The following is an 18,761-nucleotide window of genomic DNA, read 5'->3' as shown; positions in this document are numbered from 1 at the left end:
AGTGTAGTCCTTGTCTATGAATGATTTCACCGAAGATCACCTTGTTCAAAAAACGATTGCCGAATACCTCGAGGCTGAGCATGGCTGGCGGGTTGTCACGGCCTGGAACAAGGAGGCTTTCGGCCCAGAAGGCACGCTTGGCCGAAAGTCCGACAAGGACGTGGTGCTGACGCGCTATCTCTCCGAGGCGCTGCTTCGCTTGAACCCAGGTCTGCCAGAGGAAGCCTATGTGCAGGCGCTGCGTGAGATCACCGACATTTTCGGCTCGCAATCGCTTCTGCATATCAACCAGGACAAATACGCGCTGATCCGTGATGGCGTGCGGGTGAAGTTCCGCCAAAATGGCGAGCAGCGCATGGAACGCCTGCGGGTGTTTGATTTCGACAATGCCGAGAACAATGACTTTCTGGCAGTCCGCGAATTGTGGGTGCGTGGCTATGCCCACCGTCGTCGGGCCGACATTGTGGGTTTCGTCAACGGTTTACCGCTGATGTTCTGCGAGCTGAAGCGTCCGGACAAAGACCTGAAACGCGCCTATGCCGAAAACCTGTCAGACTACAAGGACGCGGTGCCGCATCTGTTTCACTTCAACGCCTTTGTCATTCTCGGCAATGGCGATCTGGCGAAACTTGGCTCGATCAGCGCGGATTACGACCACTTTTCCGACTGGCTGAAACTGGACGAGGCCGAGCAGCGCGACCAGATGCTGCCGATGGAAGCACTGCTGCGTGTGGTCTGCGACAAGCGCCGGTTCATGGACCTGTTCGAGAACTTCATCCTTTTTGCCGATTCCGCGAACGGACCAGTGAAGATTCTGGCGAAGAACCACCAGTTCCTTGGCGTCAATCGCGCGGTCGAGGCGGTCGCCAATCGCCAAGCTCTGAAGGGCAAGCTGGGCGTGTTTTGGCATACGCAGGGGTCGGGCAAATCCTTCTCGATGGCGCTGTTCACGCAGAAGGTGCATCGCAAGCTGGGCGGCGATTACACATTTCTGGTGCTGACAGACCGGACGGATTTGGACAACCAGATCTACAAGACCTTTGCCAGCGTGGATCTTGCCAACAACGACAAGGACCCCTGCCGGGCTGGATCTGCTCAGGAGCTGAGGGATCTGCTGGGCCAGCAGAAGAAGGTGATCTTCGGCATGATCCAGAAGTTCACCGATGACCAGGCCAAGGCTGGCGTCTACTCGGACCGTGACAACATCATTGTGGTGACCGACGAGGCGCACCGGTCGCAATATGGCACGCTGGCGCTAAACCTGCGCAAAGCGCTTCCCAATGCCGCGTTCATTGGTTTCACCGGCACGCCGTTGTTCTCGAACGATCAGATCACCAAGCAGGTCTTTGGTGCCTACCTTTCGACTTATGACTTTCAGGACGCCATTGAGGACGGCGCTACGCTGCCGCTTTACTACGATGCGCGCGGTGACAAGCTGCAACTGACGGGCGGCGACCTCAATGAGAAGCTTGCGGCAGCCATTGCCGATGCAGAAATCGATGACCCAGACGTCGCTGCAAAGCTTTCAGACGATCTGAAGCGTGAATATCATGTGGTGACTGCCGAACCCCGGCTTCGCCATATTGCCCGCGATTTCGCCTGGCACTTCTCCTCGAATTGGGAGAGTGGCAAAGCGATGTTCGTTGCCATCGACAAGATAACTGCTGTGCGGATGTATGACTTCATCTCCGACGCCTGGCAGGCACGGCTAGCAGAGCTGGAAAAGGATCTGGCGCATGTTTCTAACGATCAGGAACGCGTGCTCCGCAGCCAGCAAATCGACTGGATGCGCAAGACAGAGATGGCTGTTGTCGTCAGCGACGAGCAGAACGAGATCAAGAAGTTCAAAAACTGGGGTCTCGACATTATCCCGCACAGAAAGCGGATGAAGGACGGTTTCACCGTTAAAGAAGTCGTTGGAGGTCGCGAGATCGAGAAACGCCTCGATGTGGAAACCGCTTTCAAGCGGGAAGATCATCCGTTCCGCATCGTGATCGTTTGCGCCATGTGGCTAACCGGTTTCGACGTGCCGTCCCTTTCCACGCTCTACCTCGATAAGCCGTTGCAGGCGCACACCTTGATGCAGGCGATTGCAAGAGCGAACCGAGTGAAGGAAGGCAAGAACAACGGTCTGATTGTCGACTATTGCGGCATCCTGAAAAACCTCCGGAAGGCGCTGGCGACGTTCGCCGGACATACAGGTGGCAAGGGACCGCTTGGCGAGGGAGGCGACGAGCCTGTCGTCGATCCGCTCAACCCTCAAGAGGCGTTGCTCGGAGAACTCGCGGAAGCGATCCATATCGTCCGTCAGGGGCTGCAGGCCGATGGCTTCGAACTCGATCGACTGCACGAAGCAATCGGATTCGACAAACTCAAGGCGCTGAAAGACGCCAAGGAGCTGATCAACGCGAACGATGAGAGCCGCAAACGGTTCGAAATCGCCGCACGCGCTGTCTTCCGAAAATACAAATCCTGCCTGACTTTTCCGGAGGTCGAGCGATACAAGCCGGACTTTCAGGCCATCAATTACATCTATGCCTCGCTGCAGGAAGACAAGCTTGCTGCTGATACGTCCGCCATCATCCAAAAGCTCAACGCCATCGTTGGCGAGGCTATTGATATCCGTCCGGACAGCGCTGACGATAAGGTTTTCGATATCTCGAAGGTGAATTTCGAGCTGCTGCGCCGAGAGTTCGCCAAGAGCGAACGCAAAGCCAGCGATGTCCAGGATCTGCGCACTGTTCTTCAGGAGCGGCTCGCAAAAATGCTGGCGGCCAATCCCACCCTACAAGATTTCCAGGATCGTTTTGGCCAGATCATCAACGACTACAACAAGGAAAAAGACAAGAACACGATCGAAGCCACCTTCGAAGCGCTGATGCGGATCGCAGCGGACCTCGAGGCAGAGGCGCAAAGTCATGTGGCGCTCGGTCTGACGCAGGAGCAGAAGCCAATCTTCGACCTGCTGATGCGCGAGGACCTGACAAAGGAAGAGATCCGGCAGATCAAGGCTGTCTCAGTGGAAGTGCTGAAAGCCATCCAACGCCGCATGGAGGAGGTTCAGGACCTCTTCGAAAAGCAGAGCACCCGCGACGACTTGCGCCAGCAGATCTATGATCTGCTCTATGATGACAGGACTGGGCTACCGGCCTCGAAATACGATGAAGGCGACTTGGACGAGAAGACTGATGTTCTCTTCCAGCATTTCATGCACAGTTTCAGGCCGAGCGGCTACGCCGGGTTTGCGACCTCGCATTGACGACTCATGCGTGTAAGCTGTCGAGAGCGCGCTAGAGCTAGCGATCCGGCTGCGAAAGGGGTTTTAACTCTCCCATCCCACCTCAAGCCGACCTTCGCGTTTCGCCGCGCACCGGCAAATTATCTGGACAAGGGCGACAAAGCGATTAGAAATTTGAGCACAATCTGCGGTCACACCCGAGGTGAATCTTGAGCGATATCAAACTGTTTCACTTTGGGGGTGCTGAGGTGACCGAACTGCCGGGCACCGCCATGCAGGTGGAGAAGTCCCTGCAGGTGCTGTTCGAGGCCAATCTTGAGGCGCTGCTTGGCATCCGCTTCCTGGCAACGGAGCATTCGACCGGTCCCGTGCATGGCGGCCGCATCGACACGCTTGGTCTGGATGAGGACAACTCGCCCGTCATCATCGAATACAAGCGCTCGGTGAACGAGAACGTCATCAACCAGGGCCTGTTCTATCTCGACTGGCTGCTCGATCACCGCAAGGAGTTCCAGTGGATGGTGATGGAGCGGCTGGGCGCCGATGCCGCCAATGCCGTCGAGTGGACCGCGCCTCGACTGATCTGCATCGCCGGGGACTTCACCCGTTACGACGAGCACGCGGTCAAGCAGATCGCCCGCAACATTGAGCTTATCCGCTATCGCCGGTTCGGTGAGGATCTGCTGATGCTGGAGCTGGTGCATGCACCGAAGACTGCGAGCGTGAGCACAAGGCAGGCTCCGAAGACACTGCCGGACACTCCCGGCGTAACTGTGGAGGAGACGCCAGGTGAAGAGCCTGATCCATACTTCACGCAACGACAAGCCTATCGCCTGGCGCAATCATCGAGCGAGCTCCGCGACATCTTCGACGCCGCCTACCAGTTCCTGATCGGTCTTGGCGACGATGTGCAGGTCAAGGAGCTCAAGCAGTATACCGCGTTCAAACGGATCAAGAACTTTACCTGCCTGCAGATCTATCCGCAGGCCCGCAGCATCGCGGCCTATGTGAGGCTCGATCCGTCAACCGTCGAGCTGGAGGAAGACTTCTCGCGCGACGTGACGAACATCGGACATCATGGGACAGGTGATTTGGAAATCATGCTCCGCTCTATGGCTGATTTCGAGAAGGCGCAGCCGCTGTTGCGCCGGGCGTATGAGGGTGGGTGAGGCTGCGGCAGCGATGACCACTTCCGTTGTTGGCTTCGACTCAGCCTGGACCGACAATCCAAAAGCGCCAGGTGCAATTTGTGTTATCCGGCTCGACGCACACGGCGCACGGTTGCATATGGAGCCGAGGTTGGCTTCATTTAGTGAAGCCGCCGCGCTTATTCATGCAGAAAGGCTTGAGGTCGACAAGTGTGTCGTCGCGCTAGATCAGCCGACCATCGTTCCAAATCTCAGTGGCTCACGTCCCGTCGATAAAGTGGCGGGAGCTCTGATCTCCTGGGTTGGCGGTGGAGTGCAGCCGGCCAATCGGTCGAAGCTTGGTATGTTCGATGACGCTGCACCTATCTGGCGGTTCAAGCATGCGATTGGCGCTTTTGAGGACCCAGACGCGGCACGGACTGCATCGACAGGGCTGTTTCTGATCGAGGTATTTCCCGCGCTTGCCCTAGTTGCTATCGATAGCGCCTATTGCAAGCGCCTGGGGGCTCCAAAATACAATCCCGCCAACAGACGCATGTTTCAACTGGACCACTGGCACTCCGTAGCGGAGACAATCCGGGTATTCGGATCACTAAACGCCCTAGAGCATCTAGAACTTTGGTGCTCAGCCGTGTCAGCGAACCTGACGCCGACTAAAGCCGACCAGGACAAAATCGATGCGATGATCTGTGCTCTCGTCGGTTTACACTGGCTCGTGGCCCCTCGTGAGCAATCCGTCATGATCGGTGACCTGGTCAGCGGATACATAATTGCTCCGGCGCTTTGCGGCATCCACGAGCGACTGGCCATAGCCGCGCGAAAGAGGGATGTGCCGATTAGATAGTGCGATCGTGAATTGCCGGCACGCAGCGGCCACTCCCAAGGAGATTTTCTGTGCCTGGCTTGTAGAATTGTAAGCCCGAACAGCCGCTATGAGACAGCCCGCGCCAACGAGCGCCGACCAATGTGACCGGAGAGGTGGCTGATTGGTCGAAAGCACCGCACTCGAAATGCGGCATACTCGCAAGGGTATCGTGGGTTCGAATCCCACCCTCTCCGCCACAGGGTTCTCAATTTTCTCTGTTCCCTTTGTGACGAAAGTGTCGGGTGCCCATACGCTAAGGGAGTTTTAGGCACGCTGGCGCCACAATTGGGCCGAAAGAACGCTTTTTGCGCATGCCTCTTGACAAGTCGGGCACACTTAGACATGTAATGTGTTGATTAGACGAAGTGGACCTCACGCTTGCCGCTTTGAACTGAGCCATAGCTGAGCTTTGGATCGTTCTGAGAGGGGTGGTTAGCGGAATGTCATCCATAGATGCTGGATCCTACGGGCCCGGGGATTTAGTAGACTAGGCACCAGACTCACGTCTGAAAATTCGTCATTCACTCTCACGAATTCGGAAAGCCTCGAGCTGAAAAGCTACGGGGCTTTAACCGTTTCCTCTCATGCAATCGTCTACCAACAAGTTGGCATTTTTCTTTTCCGGTTTCCATTCCCCGTTCTGGCGGCAAAAAAGGGTCGTTCGTCCTTTGTGAACGTGTCCGTCTGCTCGCGTCACATCGAAATGGAATTTATCCTCATAGGTGCACCCAAGCCTAAAGTGCCGGGTCAAGGCGATGTCCGCACGATCCTGAGGGCCAGCGCTGCCGTGCTGGATTTCGGTGGAAGTCGGGCTAAACCGCAAGTCCCCTTTTGCTTTGTATGCGCGATCTTCTCCGGCAAAACGCTCTACTCGAAAGTTCTTCGCCTTCTTCTGCTGCTTGTCTATGTCGAAGTCGATTTTGAAGAGCTTGTCGATACCCATTCCATAGTTGATGGGGGGCAGCAGGTAAGGGGAGTTCAATGAACTCATGTTGTCTTTCAGGTGCTTTACAGCTGCCAAGCCACGACCAATAGCTTCCACGGCCGCCTCGACGGTTCGACTAGCTCGACCGTAGCATTGACTGCTGAGGGGAATCGCTAACGGTGAGTAGTGGAATACCTCCTGCAACTTCTTTGCATTCTCTCCCGGCTGAAACAGCAGGAAAAAATGATCTGGCTTTACCAGACTGCAGGTCTGCCCTTCACTTAGGGCGCAGCGCTTTCCTGCGGAATGGTTCAGCGCGCATTGCTGACTCGGGTTTCGACAGAAGCTGCTAGGCCGCTTCTTCTCTCCGAAGATGGCGTCGCGGGAAGCTTCCAGAATTGCATCGATTTCGTTGTCTATGTAGTGAGCCTGTTCATCCTTGTGGCGTCGTGACGATGCCACGCGGAAAACATAACCTGTCGAATAACGCGATCGCAAATCGGCCAGCACAACGCTGTGGATCGCGCTTGGAACTCCCGCTAGAACAACCGCTGTATTTGCCATCGGCGACTACTGCAATAGGGCAGAGAGAAGATCCAAATTTATAGTGTAGTTCTTTCGATCTTTTTCAGGTATAGACAATACAAGATTCCGGAGGGCCTCAATTCCATTCGAATCTGCCGTGCGCGGCGCTGATGGAGGAAGCTTGGCTGGCAAGGCAACATCAGTTGGCCTAGGCGCATGCGGGTGATCTTCCCTATGATAGTGGTCCTGAAGGCTGTAGCCTCGAAGTTTGAACCAGTCTTCGATTGCACTGTAGGCAGCTCTATTCCGCTGTGGAAGAGGCAACTCAACCGGAGGAATGCGGTGCGGCTCGATTTCTTCCCATCCAGGCGACGGTGCCGCTGAATCCTCAGGGGCATCCCAAAAGTGGACCTCCGGTGCGAGCCTTATAAACCGCCTTTCGCCTTCCTTTATGGGTCTGAAGAATGCGGCCCAAAGAACTTTGTTTAGGCGGGGGAGTGGTGCATCACGACGCGCCGTTGCCGACTCGTCGACAAATACTGACAGTGTGCCCTGACTTCCTATAAATCCTATCTTCCCTTCAAGGTGCTCGGTTAAAACGTGTGAGAGTGTTTTATCTCTACCGAGAAGTGATCTTACCGGCCTGCCGAACTCTTTTGTGATCCGTCCGCCCAGTTTGGACAAAAGGACCGGTTTCGTTGGCTCATCCGACTCTACCAAGAACTTGTAAACCCATTCGGCGACCTCCTTCCTCTGCAACTCCTGGGAAGGTTCTGTATCATCTTGCTGAAAATTCATTTGAACACTCAATGGTGACGCCGTTTTGAGCCGATTGGTTTCGCTTGCGAATCAAACACGGCCAGAGAAAAAAATAAAGGCCCTGGTCGGCTCTAATGAAAATGCAGTTCATGATCGGTATGCTCGTGTAACCGAGGACGGTCAAGAGTCTTGCTTTATCCATGACGGCTCTCTAGTGCAGGGATAAACCTTGGCACCCCTCCAGGTGCATGGAGTGCATCCTACGCGTGACCTTCAACATCGATTGGAGATCCCATGGCGACGATCCGGAAGCTCAGACGATGCTGGTAAGCTCAAGTGCTCCTAGTTCGGGCGAAATACACCTCGGCAACATTGGGTCAAAAACTGAAGCGGACCTTTCGATTGTTCCCCCGCCCCCCGAAGCGGATAGGTTAAGGGACAATCCCGCCTCCGAATACGAGCTCGGGCAGAACCACGTCCCAAACCTCTTGGCGAAGAGCTTCCTGAAACTCCTCGCCATTGTCGACCTTGCGCCATTGGATAATGGCCCGTGCTGACCCTCGAATGAAGTATAGCCCATCCGGCGGTCGATAGCTTTTGGCCATCCGCCCGATTGTCACGCCATCCGCGTTCTGGATCAGCCACCGACCATCATTCTCAGTCAATTTTACAGGATCATCAGTTTGCAGTTTTGCCAAGGCGGCATGCGCCGGATGTGATGTGCTCTGCCGACCTGTCCAAGAGAGATCCACCATCTGCGGCTCCACGAGTTGATAGCGGAGAGAGCGATCGCTGCGTTGATCGGTCCTGGCCGTGATTTGCCGCTGCAGTGTGCCTTGCAAATCGGGGCCGATAAGCGAGTGCTGTTCTCTGGTCGTCATGATAGCCAGACTGCGCCTAGCGCGAGTCATGGCGACATAGAAAAGCCGCTTCGGTGCGTCCCGATCTTCCCCACGCGAGTTCCTATCCCAGCCGCCATCCAGAATCACCACATCATCGAATTCGAGCCCCTTAGCTCGATGCGCGGTCAGGAGCATAAGGCCACGTTGCTCCTGACGAGCATCCCGCGCCCATTCCGCCAGCATTTCGACAAGGTCGGCGACCGGAACGGCCTTGCCGTCCAACTCGAGGCTGAACTCCGACAAGGCATCTGATATCATCGTCCACCAACAGTTCGCTGTCTGTGCGGCGATGAACTCCTGCATCTGTGCGACTGTCAGCATCTTGGCAGGTGCTGCTCTCACGAAGGCGAGGAAAGCTCGAACTTCGCGAAGGCGCCAAAAAGGCGGCAAGGTCTCGCTCGCAAGCTGCACCGGAATGCCGCTCGCCTCGCAATAGCTTCGCACCGATTCCAGCAGACGCCATTCCCGTGCGATGATTGCGGCCTTTGACCAGGACCAATCCGGCACCAGCTGTGACAATCGAACCAGCTCATCCACTGCGGCCTGAGCCTGTCCGTCAGTGCCGCAGTGCAAAAGTTGAACCCGTCCCTGCGCTACAGGATCGAGATTTGCAAGCCTGCCGCCGGCGGGAGCTTTTGCTCGGGCCCTATTGATGAGGATATCATGCTCTGCCTTCATTCGCCCCGCAGCTGGCGCAATGACCCGGTTGGCGGCAGCAACAATCGCTGCGGTCGAACGGTAGTTCTCGATGAGGTAGGTCGGCTTGGCGTTGTAGTCCGTTTCAAAGCGCCGGATGAACTCAATCGAAGCACCAGCAAAGGCGTAGATGTTCTGGTCATCATCCCCGACCGCAAAGAGGCTGAGGCGTTGATCCTGGTCATCCAGGGAGCGGCCGGCCACCGCTGCAATCAACCCATATTCCTCAGGACCAATGTCCTGGTATTCATCCACCAGGATCCATCGATACCCCTCGATCAGAGTTTGGCGCAGTGCCTCGGCATCTTCTTTCTGAAGGCCGTCTCCTCTGAGCAAGGCAGTGGCATCCACCACGACCTTGTCAAAGTCGAGCTCCCTATCTGTGTCAATCTGCCTGGCAAAGCTGGCACCCACGAGCCGCATGGCCAGCGCGTGGCAAGTCGATACGGTCACCGCTGCTGCGTCGTCACCGATCAGGTCCTTCAGCCGCTTGCGAACTTCGACAGCAGCATGGCGATTATAGGTCAGCACCAGGATACCGCGCGCGTCCTCCCGCCGGATCCGAACCAGATATGCAACGCGATGCACCAAAACGCGTGTCTTGCCGGAGCCTGGGCCGGCAAGCACCAGCACATTGGTCTGCTCACGGTCGTCCGCAACGATCTTCGATTGCGCCTGACTGCCAAGGCCATCGACGATCCGACGCCAACTTTCTGGTGTGGTTTGCCTACGCAGTTCTCCCGATCGATCGGACATCCACCGCTTCAGGAAGATCTCCTTTTCCAGCTGGAAGTAGTCGGATGCAAGTCGCTCTGCCTCACCGATAGAGATGAGCCCACGCGACGCGTAGGCGGCCATAATGTGGGTCTGAATCGTTTGTTCGCTGTAATGCTCTTCGAGCGGCAAAAAGTCCTTCTGCGTGAATTGACCTGCGCCAGGCCGCAAGTTGACTGTAATTGCTGGCCTAAAGATCGTGAGACCTCGCCCGAGCGTGATGACACCCTGCTCGTGAAGCCACATCAGCGCACGGCTCAAGAGCTTTGTTTCATCACGGACAGATGCTTTCAGAAAGACATCTCCCATTATGGCGCCTTGCAGTTTGCCGATCGTCGTTTCGACCCTGATATCTTTCCCGCGCGTCCCTTTGGGAATCAGCCCCTCGAGGTGCAGCAACAGCAATTCTGATCCACGTCGTCGGAGCTCTGCTGTTTTGCTCAGCACCTCCCAGGATCGCTGCAGACGCACTAGGCATGTGCTCCTGTTCAGCTTCTGGAAATGCACATTGCCACGTCCGCCCTCCTCATCACGCCCATCCTGGGCGAAGCTGCGAAGATGCGCTTCGATCAAATCCGGGCGAACGGTGGCGTGACCCTGGTCACGAAGCATCTGACAGGTCGTTGCAAGGTGCAGGGGGTATGCTTCACCGTTATCGGCATCCGGCGCATTCTCGCGCAAAGCTGCAATCAGAGCAGTCTCCAGAGACGCAGCTAGCTGGAATCTATGTCGTGAAGCACCCTCAATGCCAACGTGCACGAACATGGTGATCGCGGTGTCATCAGTAGCAATGCCGAGGGTTTCGAGATCGGATAATGCTTTTCGGAGAGCACCACCTGCTAGGCCGCTCGCACCGGATAGTTCATCAGTGGATACTCCGGCATCCGAAGGGGCCGTCATCAAGTGCTGAACCAGAGCAATGAGTTGCTTGCGCCGCGATCCGGTGATCTCAGCCTTTGTCAGAATGGCATCGACCTCTTGCATGGTGCGAATTCGCAGAGAAGAGGGAAACACCTGCACGCGGTTCTCGTCGCGAGTCAGCAAGGCGGATTCTTCAAGCCAAGCGATCGCGGTTTTCACCCTTGTGTCGTCGGTCGCACTGTCGCGCTCGAACTCCTGCGCTGTGTCCTCGCGAACGATCTCGCCAGGCGTGGCAACAACTCCGCCCCCGTGCTTACCCTTCGCATCCAAGCGACGCAGCGCCTTAAGGATCCCACTGATCTCATGACGTGCGAGACGTGAGCGTGCGCTGAGCGAGAACTGCCGCTCGACATCATCCGTGTTGAACAACAACACGCATACGGCAGGACTGCGATCCCGCCCGGCGCGTCCTGCCTCTTGCAGATAGTTTTCCAACGATCCAGGAATATCGCCATGAACCACAAGCCGAATGTCGGGCTTGTCGATCCCCATACCGAAAGCATTTGTTGCGGCAATGATCCTGAGGTCACCGACCCGGAAGCGTTCCTGGGTCTCTTGCTTGCGCTCAGGTGTCAGTCCTGCATGGAAATAATCAGCGGCCAGTCCCTGCTGCTGCAAGAAGCCAGCGACTCTTTCGGTTGCAGCACGCGTCGCGCAATACACAACCGCCCCGGACACACCCTCTTGTGGAAGAGTGCGCTCGATCGTGTCCAGGATGTCTGCGAGTTTCCGGCTGCGATGGGTTTCCTGAACTTCGAAGGCAAGGTTGTCACGTTTTGCCCCTCCGTCGAGCAGCAACAGCTCCACTCCAAGACGGGCCTGGAAGTGGTCCCTGATGTCACGCACCACCTCAGGCTTGGCCGTTGCAGTCAGACAGATGACGGGTGCCGGCTCCCGATCTCCGGTGTATTCGCGGATGAACCGGGATACGTAGCGGTAATCCGGCCTGAAATCGTGTCCCCACTTCGACACGCAATGAGCCTCATCAAGGATCCAGTAGCCGACCTCCCGCTGTGACAGGATCGAGCGCACGGAAGGATTCCGCAACTGCTCAGGCGAAATTAGCAAGATCGCTGCCTCACCCATCCGGATTTGATCTAGTGCTGCATGCCGCTCTGGCAGTGACAGGAGGCTGTTGATCGTCACGCAACTGGAGATGCCATGTCGTGCAAGACCTTGGACCTGATCGGCCATAAGAGCCACCAATGGGGAGATCACGACAGACAGAGCGCCGGTCTTGTCGAACCGTGAAAGCGCTGGGATTTGATAGCAGACAGATTTGCCAGTGCCAGTCGGCAGGATGCCGAGCACCGATCGGCCAGCCATTGCCTCTGCGACTATGCGCTCTTGCAAGGGGCGACCGGCATCATCCTTCGGCTCGGCCCGAAACCCGTCAAACCCGAACCAGCGCGACAGCGCCTTCGTTGGATCGTTTCTCTCACGGCACCACTGACAACGGACGTCGTCACACGCCTTGTCGCGAAGGTGCCTGACGATCTGAGCGGCCTCACGGAACTGCGCCCGCACCCAGGGTGGCATGACAGAATCTCCGCCAGCAACGGAGATCCAGGAGAGCGCATAGGCCATTGGCCACCCAAGGTGGGGCGAGGACAGGCGCTGCAATACATCTTGCACTCGGGCTGCGCACGCCTGGCCTTCCAGGAGCTGTAGGATCGATCGCTCGGCGGCCGAAGGTGTAGGGCGGGCAGCGCGGCGCAAGTTAGCGAAAAACTCGTCGAATCCAGCACTTCCTGGTGCGCAGGTCGAGAGATAGTGGTAGGCTTCGAGGATCGCCGGCGCGCGATCAGCAAGGCCCTTAAATGCCTCTATCTGATTAGCCAGGACCTGTAGAACAAGGCGGGCGTCCAATTCTGGATCGTTGATGTGCCCAGCTTGAAGCCTTCCATCATGATGGTGCTTGACTAGGTGGTGGTAAGGATTACGCGGAAAAGCCAGCGGATTCAGCCAAAGCGTATCGACAGGCTTCGATAAGAGCCGGCCAAAGCTAGGCCTGGCTGCAGCAAGATGAGGAAGATCATGACGCAGGATGTTGTGCCCGAGCATAAACTCGGCCTCTGACGCTAACTTCTCCAGTTGATCAAAAGCGGCCTGGCGATCTCCATTCTTGAAAACAACCGTTTCCTGGTCGCGGCCTCGAACGGCCGCGAAGGCAAATATCTCGGCCTTTTCGGGATTCACCTCAAGATCAATCGAAAGGCATCGGTCAATGAAGAGAGAAGCTATATCGCCTATTTTATGTGCCCCTTAGCGCTCCCAGTCCGCCCACTCCTCCCTGATTCCTTCTGGAGCCGAGGCGGCGCCATGGATCAGTTGACGGTATTCTCATGAAACAACAATGGCGTGCATGCCGCAAGCGCATTCACTCGCGCCTCTGATCTATCCCTCCATCGGTAGGACAGATCGACAGACTCCATACACTTGGCGTAAGCCTAGTGTCTGCAAACGGTCGGGGACAACGCTCCGACGAGTGGTTACTGGGGACTAATGGCAAAGGGTGACTGGACAGACATTGAGAATGATCTGATCGTCTCAGACTACTTCGCGATGCTCGCGAAGGATTTCGCAGGAAGTCGCTACAACAAGGCTGAGCACAATCGACGACTCCAAACCTTGATACATCGGGGACGTGGCGCCATCGAATTCAAGCACCAAAACATTAGTGCGGTTCTGATGTCTCTCGGCGAAGCCTGGCTCCCAGGCTACAAGCCAGCGTTCAATTTCCAAATGTCACTTGTCGACGTGGTGGTGCGATGGTTAGCTCGAAACCGAGAATGGCTGATCCGCGATACCACTGCCCCTTGGGCGTTCCAGGAGGCACCGCAGCTCTGGGTGGGGCCTCCACCGACGATGTCCAACGAGCCGCCTCCCGAGGAGCTTGAAAAGACCCTGCATATCGCGCGGAAGTTTGACGTAGCGGGAAGAGACGAACGAAACCGAGCATTGGGACGCGCCGGCGAGGAGATGGTCGTTCGCCACGAGCGCTCTGTTCTCCGGTCAGCCGGACGCGAAGACCTTTCTCGAGCTGTCAGATGGGTTTCGCAAGAAGACGGCGATGGAGCCGGCTTTGACATCTTAAGTTTCACACCTGATGGGCGATCGAGGTTAATCGAAGTGAAGACGACGAACGGATGGGATCGAACCCCATTTCACATCTCCAGAAATGAGCTCGCGGTCGCCGAGGAGAGGCCGAGCGAATGGCGGCTGCTGCGACTCTGGAATTTCTCGCGCGAACCGAGAGCTTTTGAGATCGCTCCTCCGCTCACAGCGCATGTGTCTTTGACTGCGACGGCCTTCCAGGCCACCTTTAACTAGCACCACTTGGACGATCGTCAGGCCGTCACAGCCACCCGTGGACGAGCGTCATTCACTTATAACGCGCAACTGCACCTGGCTGCGCAATGCGCGCCCCTGAGCTTCTCCGAGTCAAAGAGATACCATCAGATAGTTGTGGGCGCTGGAGAGGCGCACTGTGCCCGAGCGGACCTACGCATTATGGCATGAAGGTCTTAGGGATAGAGCATGTGATCGGATGCGAGTGATCAGTGATGAGTATTAGAACGCCGGTGCTGTCGATCCCATTGCGAAGCATCAAGACGCCGGCAGTCGTTGGCTTGCTACACTACTACCGGGTAGATTTGGGAATGGGCCAGAAGCGATTGCGCAATCGCTACGCCTTGGTCCCCGAGGTGGACTTGCGTGAATTTGAGGCCCGGGCAGTCATCGACTGGTTGACGGTGGAGGTCAAACTCAACAGGTCGAGTCAGTTTCAATGGCTTCAAAAGGAGATCGAGGATCTCTTCGATCGGAGGCTCTATGTCAAAAACGACCGACCGCTGCGGAATGAAGCAGCTACGACGTTCACGATAAAGGTTCAGGAGCCGGCAGTGCTCCAAGTAAGGAAAGCCCTAGCTCGCCTCGAGGCCAAGTTCGGATTCACAGAGCCTCCGACGCTTTTCGGGATCGAGATCAGCGTCGACTTCACCCCCAGCAGCCCGGATGATCTAGCCAGGGCGACGATTATGCGCGTTCTCTCTAACCACCTGGTCGTGGAGCGCGATTATCTGGAAGCTGGGCTCAGTCGACCCAGAACCGTTTGGGGCGGCCGCGGTAAGGTCCTACAGCTTGTCGATGGGAGCGGCGCCGCCCGGCAAGATCCATACACTGACGGAACGGTTGAGATAGGTGCTGAAAAGGCTGACGTTCGTTGGCGGGTCATGGACAAGACCGTTGACCAGCAGAACCGCGCCGCCGGAACCCATGTGGACTTGCCTCAGGACTTGAGGCGCGCTCGCATTGAGGTGACGCTGAATTCCTGGGAGATCAAGCAGATCGGGGTGTCAGCTTTCGACAAGCTGGCAGGCGTGAGCTTCACAACCTTCCAGGGGCGATACTTCCGCTTCATGCTACCAACTTTCCCTATACAGTCGGCCGCTAGAGGACGAGCTTCAGAGGCTATCCACGCATGGAGAGCACAGCAGCGTCTGACGAATTTCCGCCAGGCCGGGAACCTCAGCATTTCAGCTCTGGACAAGCAGTCCGTGGCTCACCGCCTGAACCTTCGGAAATCCGAACGCGGGACAATGAAGAGGTTGGGACTGCGCATGCCGAAAGGCCTCCAGGAGGCAAAAGGACGTGACGGCACGTTCATCGCTTACGAAGACCTGAGTGAGCGCGTCCGCGAGGCACTCCGACGTCTCGGCAACCGCGTCGCCGCCGACTTCGCCTCTGGGCTTTGACTCCCGTGTCTGTGTGGCGCCGGCTTCCCTCTCTCCATTCGGTTCTAAGTTAGTTGGTATAGGGAATGTAAGGCAGTTACTAGGTTTGCCCTGACCCAGCCTGGTCAGTAGCCTTGTGTTTCAAGGGTTGGCGCGCGGGCCGCGCCCCCTCAAGCTCCTCGGCAGAGACAGAAATAGTTCTAAATTAGATCCTGCTCAACGCGCATTACCGTGCCAGCCGTTACCTGACAACCAGGTGGGTTAAGTCCAGCCCCGGATAGGCGATCGCGTTGACCAGCTCCGACCGCTGTTCCAGCACCCCCTGCGTCAAGACCCCGTAACCCTGGGTCACACGATTACCGGTGCTGACATGTCCGAAGATGAAATTGAACTGCTCATCAAGGTAGCCGGCGCGTCTCATCGCATCAAAGGCACCATGACGGAAAGAGTAGAGCGACAGGCCGCGACCATTCTTGAGACCGATCTTCTCGAGGTATCGACCGAAGTCACGGCTGAAATCGGATAACATCTGCCCGCGCTCGTTCCGGACTGCGAGCGGGAAAACGCGCGTGTGTCCGCCGTCTCGAATTGCCGCCAGGTAGTCGAGGAAACCTAGCTCAATCAGCTCCTGGTGGACCGGCACAACACGCCGAGAACTTTCAGTCTTCAACCTTTTGGCTTCGTCGCCGCCATCATCTGCGGTTTCGGTGATATCAAAGATCCAGGTCTGCCGCTCCTCCCGGACGTCTGATAGGCCAAGCTGTGCAATCTCCCCGGGCCGGGCGCCTGAGTAGAGCATGATCAAAGGTATCCAGTATCGATGGTCACGGATCCTGACATCACCCGGCTTGTTCCAGAACCGCGGCGCATCGTCACTTGCACACCCTATAAACAACGGCGACCGGAAAAGGGCGTTCATTTGGTCGACCGTAAATGGGTAAACCTTTTTCCGCTTGTCCTTGGCCAAGAACATACCTTCGGTTGGATTGTAATCGATGTATCCATGCCCGACGAGCCAGCTGCAGAAGGCGGCAAGGTTAGAAAGATAGCGGTTCACGGTGTTCACACTCAGGACCGACTTCCGGACCGTCTCGTTGTGCGCGACGATCTGAGCGAGCTTCATGCCTTTGAACTCTTTTGTCTCAGTCGCCTTGACAGGATAGAGCATCAGCAGTGCCTTCCATTCGCGGACAGCTTTCTTATCGATCTTTGACACTGGAAAGGTCGTGCCGACATGGTCGACGAATAGGCCGATATCGCGGCGAGCCTGGGCCAAAGTGTCGGGAGTGACGCTGCGAGGATTTTCGCGAGCGTAAACCTCGAACAGCTCCATAACTGATTGGCCCGGCGCAGCAGTCTCGCGGGGCTTGGCGAAGGCCGGCTTTACGATGGGATCCTTGGGTCTCCCGGAGTAGTCGCCAACGTCTCGCTCCACCGTCCGCTCAAGGGCCTCGATATCAGCGCGCATCATGAGTGCGCTGAGTTCGCGAAACTGCTCGGATCCGTCATCCACCAACAGCTGATGCCGCTCTATGAAATGATGCACGTCCTTCTCGACCAGGGCATACCTGCCGGCAGCGAGATCTCGCTTCAGTGCCGTCAACCGACGAGAACGAAGGTTAGCGTCGTCCTGCCGAGCGCGCTTGAGGAGCTCCAGGTCTGCATAGCCGTTGATCATGCTTACCATGTCATCAGACCGGATCTCGCCGCGATCGATACGCTGCCAGACCAGGGCAGCTTCCCTTTCAAGGTCTGCATCCGTCGGCATCGAGCGCCGCCTCTCTGAGTCCTCTTTCAGCCTCCCCTCATAGTGCTCCCACACGGCGACCGCCTTGTCCTGATCGCTCAACTGCCGGCGGGCGCGCATGTCGGCGAACACGACGTCCCACTTCTGGACTTCGGCATTGAGACGAACCTTGGCGGTCGCCTCGTCCTTGGTCCGTAATGAGATCTTCTTGTCCTCACTCGGGAAGTGATCTCGCAATTCCGCAGGGATGTAGATCCGCGCATAGTAGGTGCCGCCTTCGCGGCGAATGAGGTTTGAGCGTCGTGTCATCAGGGGGCTCCCGGAACAGCTTACCGGAACAGTAAACCGGAACACCTCTAGACGAGAAAGCTGTTTCCTGGCAATATGTTGAAGTGAATCAAGGCCGTGAGGAAAGTTGGATTATCGTCCAGGTTCCCCAGCCAATTCTCCCAAAATGCTTAGATTCTCATGTTTTTCCGTCGTGCCGGATCCCGTTTTGGCGTCATCGGCGACCTGATGCCCAAAACTGATGCCCAAAGGTGAGACCCAACCCGAAAACGGCACGGGGTGACCTTCGGGCCTGATTGAGGGTGTCTTCGTCATGGCAGTCCGCCACGGGGTCGAAAATCTTATCCGCCGGGGAAACATCTTCTACTGGCGGCCACGCATTCCAGCAGCCTTCATTCACTGCCAACCCGGCAGCCGACTTTCGAGTTCACGACATGATCAGTCCGCCGTCCACGTTGATTGTCTGTCCCGTGATGTATGCCGCGTCGGTCGATGCTAGAAACGCGACGAGCGCGCCGACTTCGGCGGGTGTTCCAGCGCGGCCCATCGGGATGCCTTCGACCCATTCGGCCATCAGTTCGCCGGGGCCGTAGTCGCCCAGCATCTTGCCCCAGACCCGATCATTATAATCCCACATCTCGGTGTGGATAATGCCAGGACAAATGGCATTCACAGTGATGCCTTCTCTGGCCAGTTCCTTAGCAAGGCTCTGGGTCAGACCGACCACGCCGAACTTCGAGGCGGCATAGTGGGGGGTGTAGATGAAGCCCTGACGTGCCTGACCGGATGCCGTGTTGATCAGGCGTCCTTTCGTGCCACTGGCGCGGAAGCGGGCCACGGCCTCCTGGCAACAGAGGAAAACGCCCTTGGTGTTGACGTCGAGATTAAGGTCCCACTCGCGCTCGCTCAGATCCTCGACCTTGGCGATAGTGATCACACCGGCATTCTGGACCGAGATGCTCAGAGGTCCGAGGCGCTCTTCCACTTCGGCATAGCCCGCGCGCACGGCTGAGGCGTCGGTGACGTCGAGTTGCAGGCCGAGTGTTTCGGCGCCCGTCTCTTCGGCAAGCCGTCGGGCGGCGTCAACCGTTTCAGGCTCGATCGCTGCAATGGCGATCTTTGCGCCTTCTTCGGCAAAGCGGCGAGCAATACCGAGCCCAATACCCTTGTTGCCACCGGTCACGAAGACGGTTTGGCCGGAAAAACGCTGCATAGTCCTACTCCTCATTGATGCAGC

The 18,761-nt window shown here is 56.9% G+C and carries 10 protein-coding genes and 1 tRNA gene; 6 read left to right on the top strand and 5 right to left on the bottom strand.

What is annotated here, in order from left to right:
* Positions 1 to 16: 16 nt before the first annotated feature.
* The 4 genes from FE840_RS07835 (at position 17) to FE840_RS07820 (ending at position 5,448) form a co-directional block, all read left to right on the top strand.
* The gene (locus tag FE840_RS07835; RefSeq protein WP_138285408.1) at positions 17 to 3,259 is read left to right on the top strand and encodes a type I restriction endonuclease subunit R; all 3,243 of its coding nucleotides are present in this window, start codon (positions 17 to 19) and stop codon (positions 3,257 to 3,259) included.
* Positions 3,260 to 3,447: 188 nt separating this feature from the next.
* Positions 3,448 to 4,407 carry a DUF5655 domain-containing protein gene (locus FE840_RS07830; RefSeq protein WP_138285409.1) on the top strand — a complete coding sequence of 320 codons (960 nt, stop codon included), beginning with the start codon at positions 3,448 to 3,450 and terminating at the stop codon, positions 4,405 to 4,407.
* 13 nt (positions 4,408 to 4,420) lie between these two features.
* Positions 4,421 to 5,230: a DUF429 domain-containing protein gene (locus FE840_RS07825; RefSeq protein WP_246318870.1), complete on the top strand. Its 810-nt coding sequence runs from the start codon at positions 4,421 to 4,423 to the stop codon at positions 5,228 to 5,230.
* A 128-nt stretch (positions 5,231 to 5,358) separates the two neighbouring features.
* A tRNA-Ser gene (locus FE840_RS07820) sits at positions 5,359 to 5,448 on the top strand.
* A gap of 371 nt (positions 5,449 to 5,819) precedes the next feature.
* Here FE840_RS07820 and FE840_RS07815 read toward each other — a convergent pair.
* The 3 genes from FE840_RS07815 to FE840_RS07805 all read right to left on the bottom strand — a co-directional run bounded on the left by FE840_RS07815 (position 5,820) and on the right by FE840_RS07805 (position 12,292).
* A complete protein-coding gene (locus FE840_RS07815; RefSeq protein WP_138285410.1) occupies positions 5,820 to 6,740 on the bottom strand; it encodes a hypothetical protein in 921 nt (306 codons plus the stop codon).
* A gap of 6 nt (positions 6,741 to 6,746) precedes the next feature.
* Positions 6,747 to 7,499: a hypothetical protein gene (locus FE840_RS07810; protein WP_138285411.1), complete on the bottom strand. Its 753-nt coding sequence runs from the start codon at positions 7,497 to 7,499 to the stop codon at positions 6,747 to 6,749.
* A gap of 392 nt (positions 7,500 to 7,891) precedes the next feature.
* Complete coding sequence (locus FE840_RS07805; protein WP_246318869.1) at positions 7,892 to 12,292, bottom strand: RecQ family ATP-dependent DNA helicase; 4,401 nt, start codon at positions 12,290 to 12,292, stop codon at positions 7,892 to 7,894.
* A 966-nt stretch (positions 12,293 to 13,258) separates the two neighbouring features.
* Here FE840_RS07805 and FE840_RS07800 point away from each other — a divergent pair.
* Positions 13,259 to 14,086, top strand: coding sequence for a protein NO VEIN domain-containing protein (locus FE840_RS07800; protein WP_138285413.1), 828 nt, complete (start codon positions 13,259 to 13,261; stop codon positions 14,084 to 14,086).
* A gap of 380 nt (positions 14,087 to 14,466) precedes the next feature.
* Positions 14,467 to 15,510, top strand: coding sequence for a hypothetical protein (locus FE840_RS07795; protein ID WP_179028201.1), 1,044 nt, complete (start codon positions 14,467 to 14,469; stop codon positions 15,508 to 15,510).
* A gap of 220 nt (positions 15,511 to 15,730) precedes the next feature.
* Here FE840_RS07795 and FE840_RS07790 read toward each other — a convergent pair whose 3' ends face one another.
* Both FE840_RS07790 and FE840_RS07785 read right to left on the bottom strand, forming a co-directional pair.
* Positions 15,731 to 17,545, bottom strand: a complete 1,815-nt coding sequence (locus FE840_RS07790) for a site-specific integrase (protein WP_138285415.1) — start codon at positions 17,543 to 17,545, stop codon at positions 15,731 to 15,733.
* Between the two features lie 406 nt (positions 17,546 to 17,951).
* The gene (locus FE840_RS07785; RefSeq protein ID WP_138285416.1) at positions 17,952 to 18,737 is read right to left on the bottom strand and encodes an SDR family NAD(P)-dependent oxidoreductase; all 786 of its coding nucleotides are present in this window, start codon (positions 18,735 to 18,737) and stop codon (positions 17,952 to 17,954) included.
* Between the last annotated feature and the right edge of the window lie 24 nt (positions 18,738 to 18,761).

Source organism: Peteryoungia desertarenae (assembly GCF_005860795.2).
Lineage (GTDB): Bacteria > Pseudomonadota > Alphaproteobacteria > Rhizobiales > Rhizobiaceae > Allorhizobium > Allorhizobium desertarenae.
Note: the sequence above shows the minus strand (reverse complement) of the source record. Positions and strands in the feature narration are given on the sequence as shown.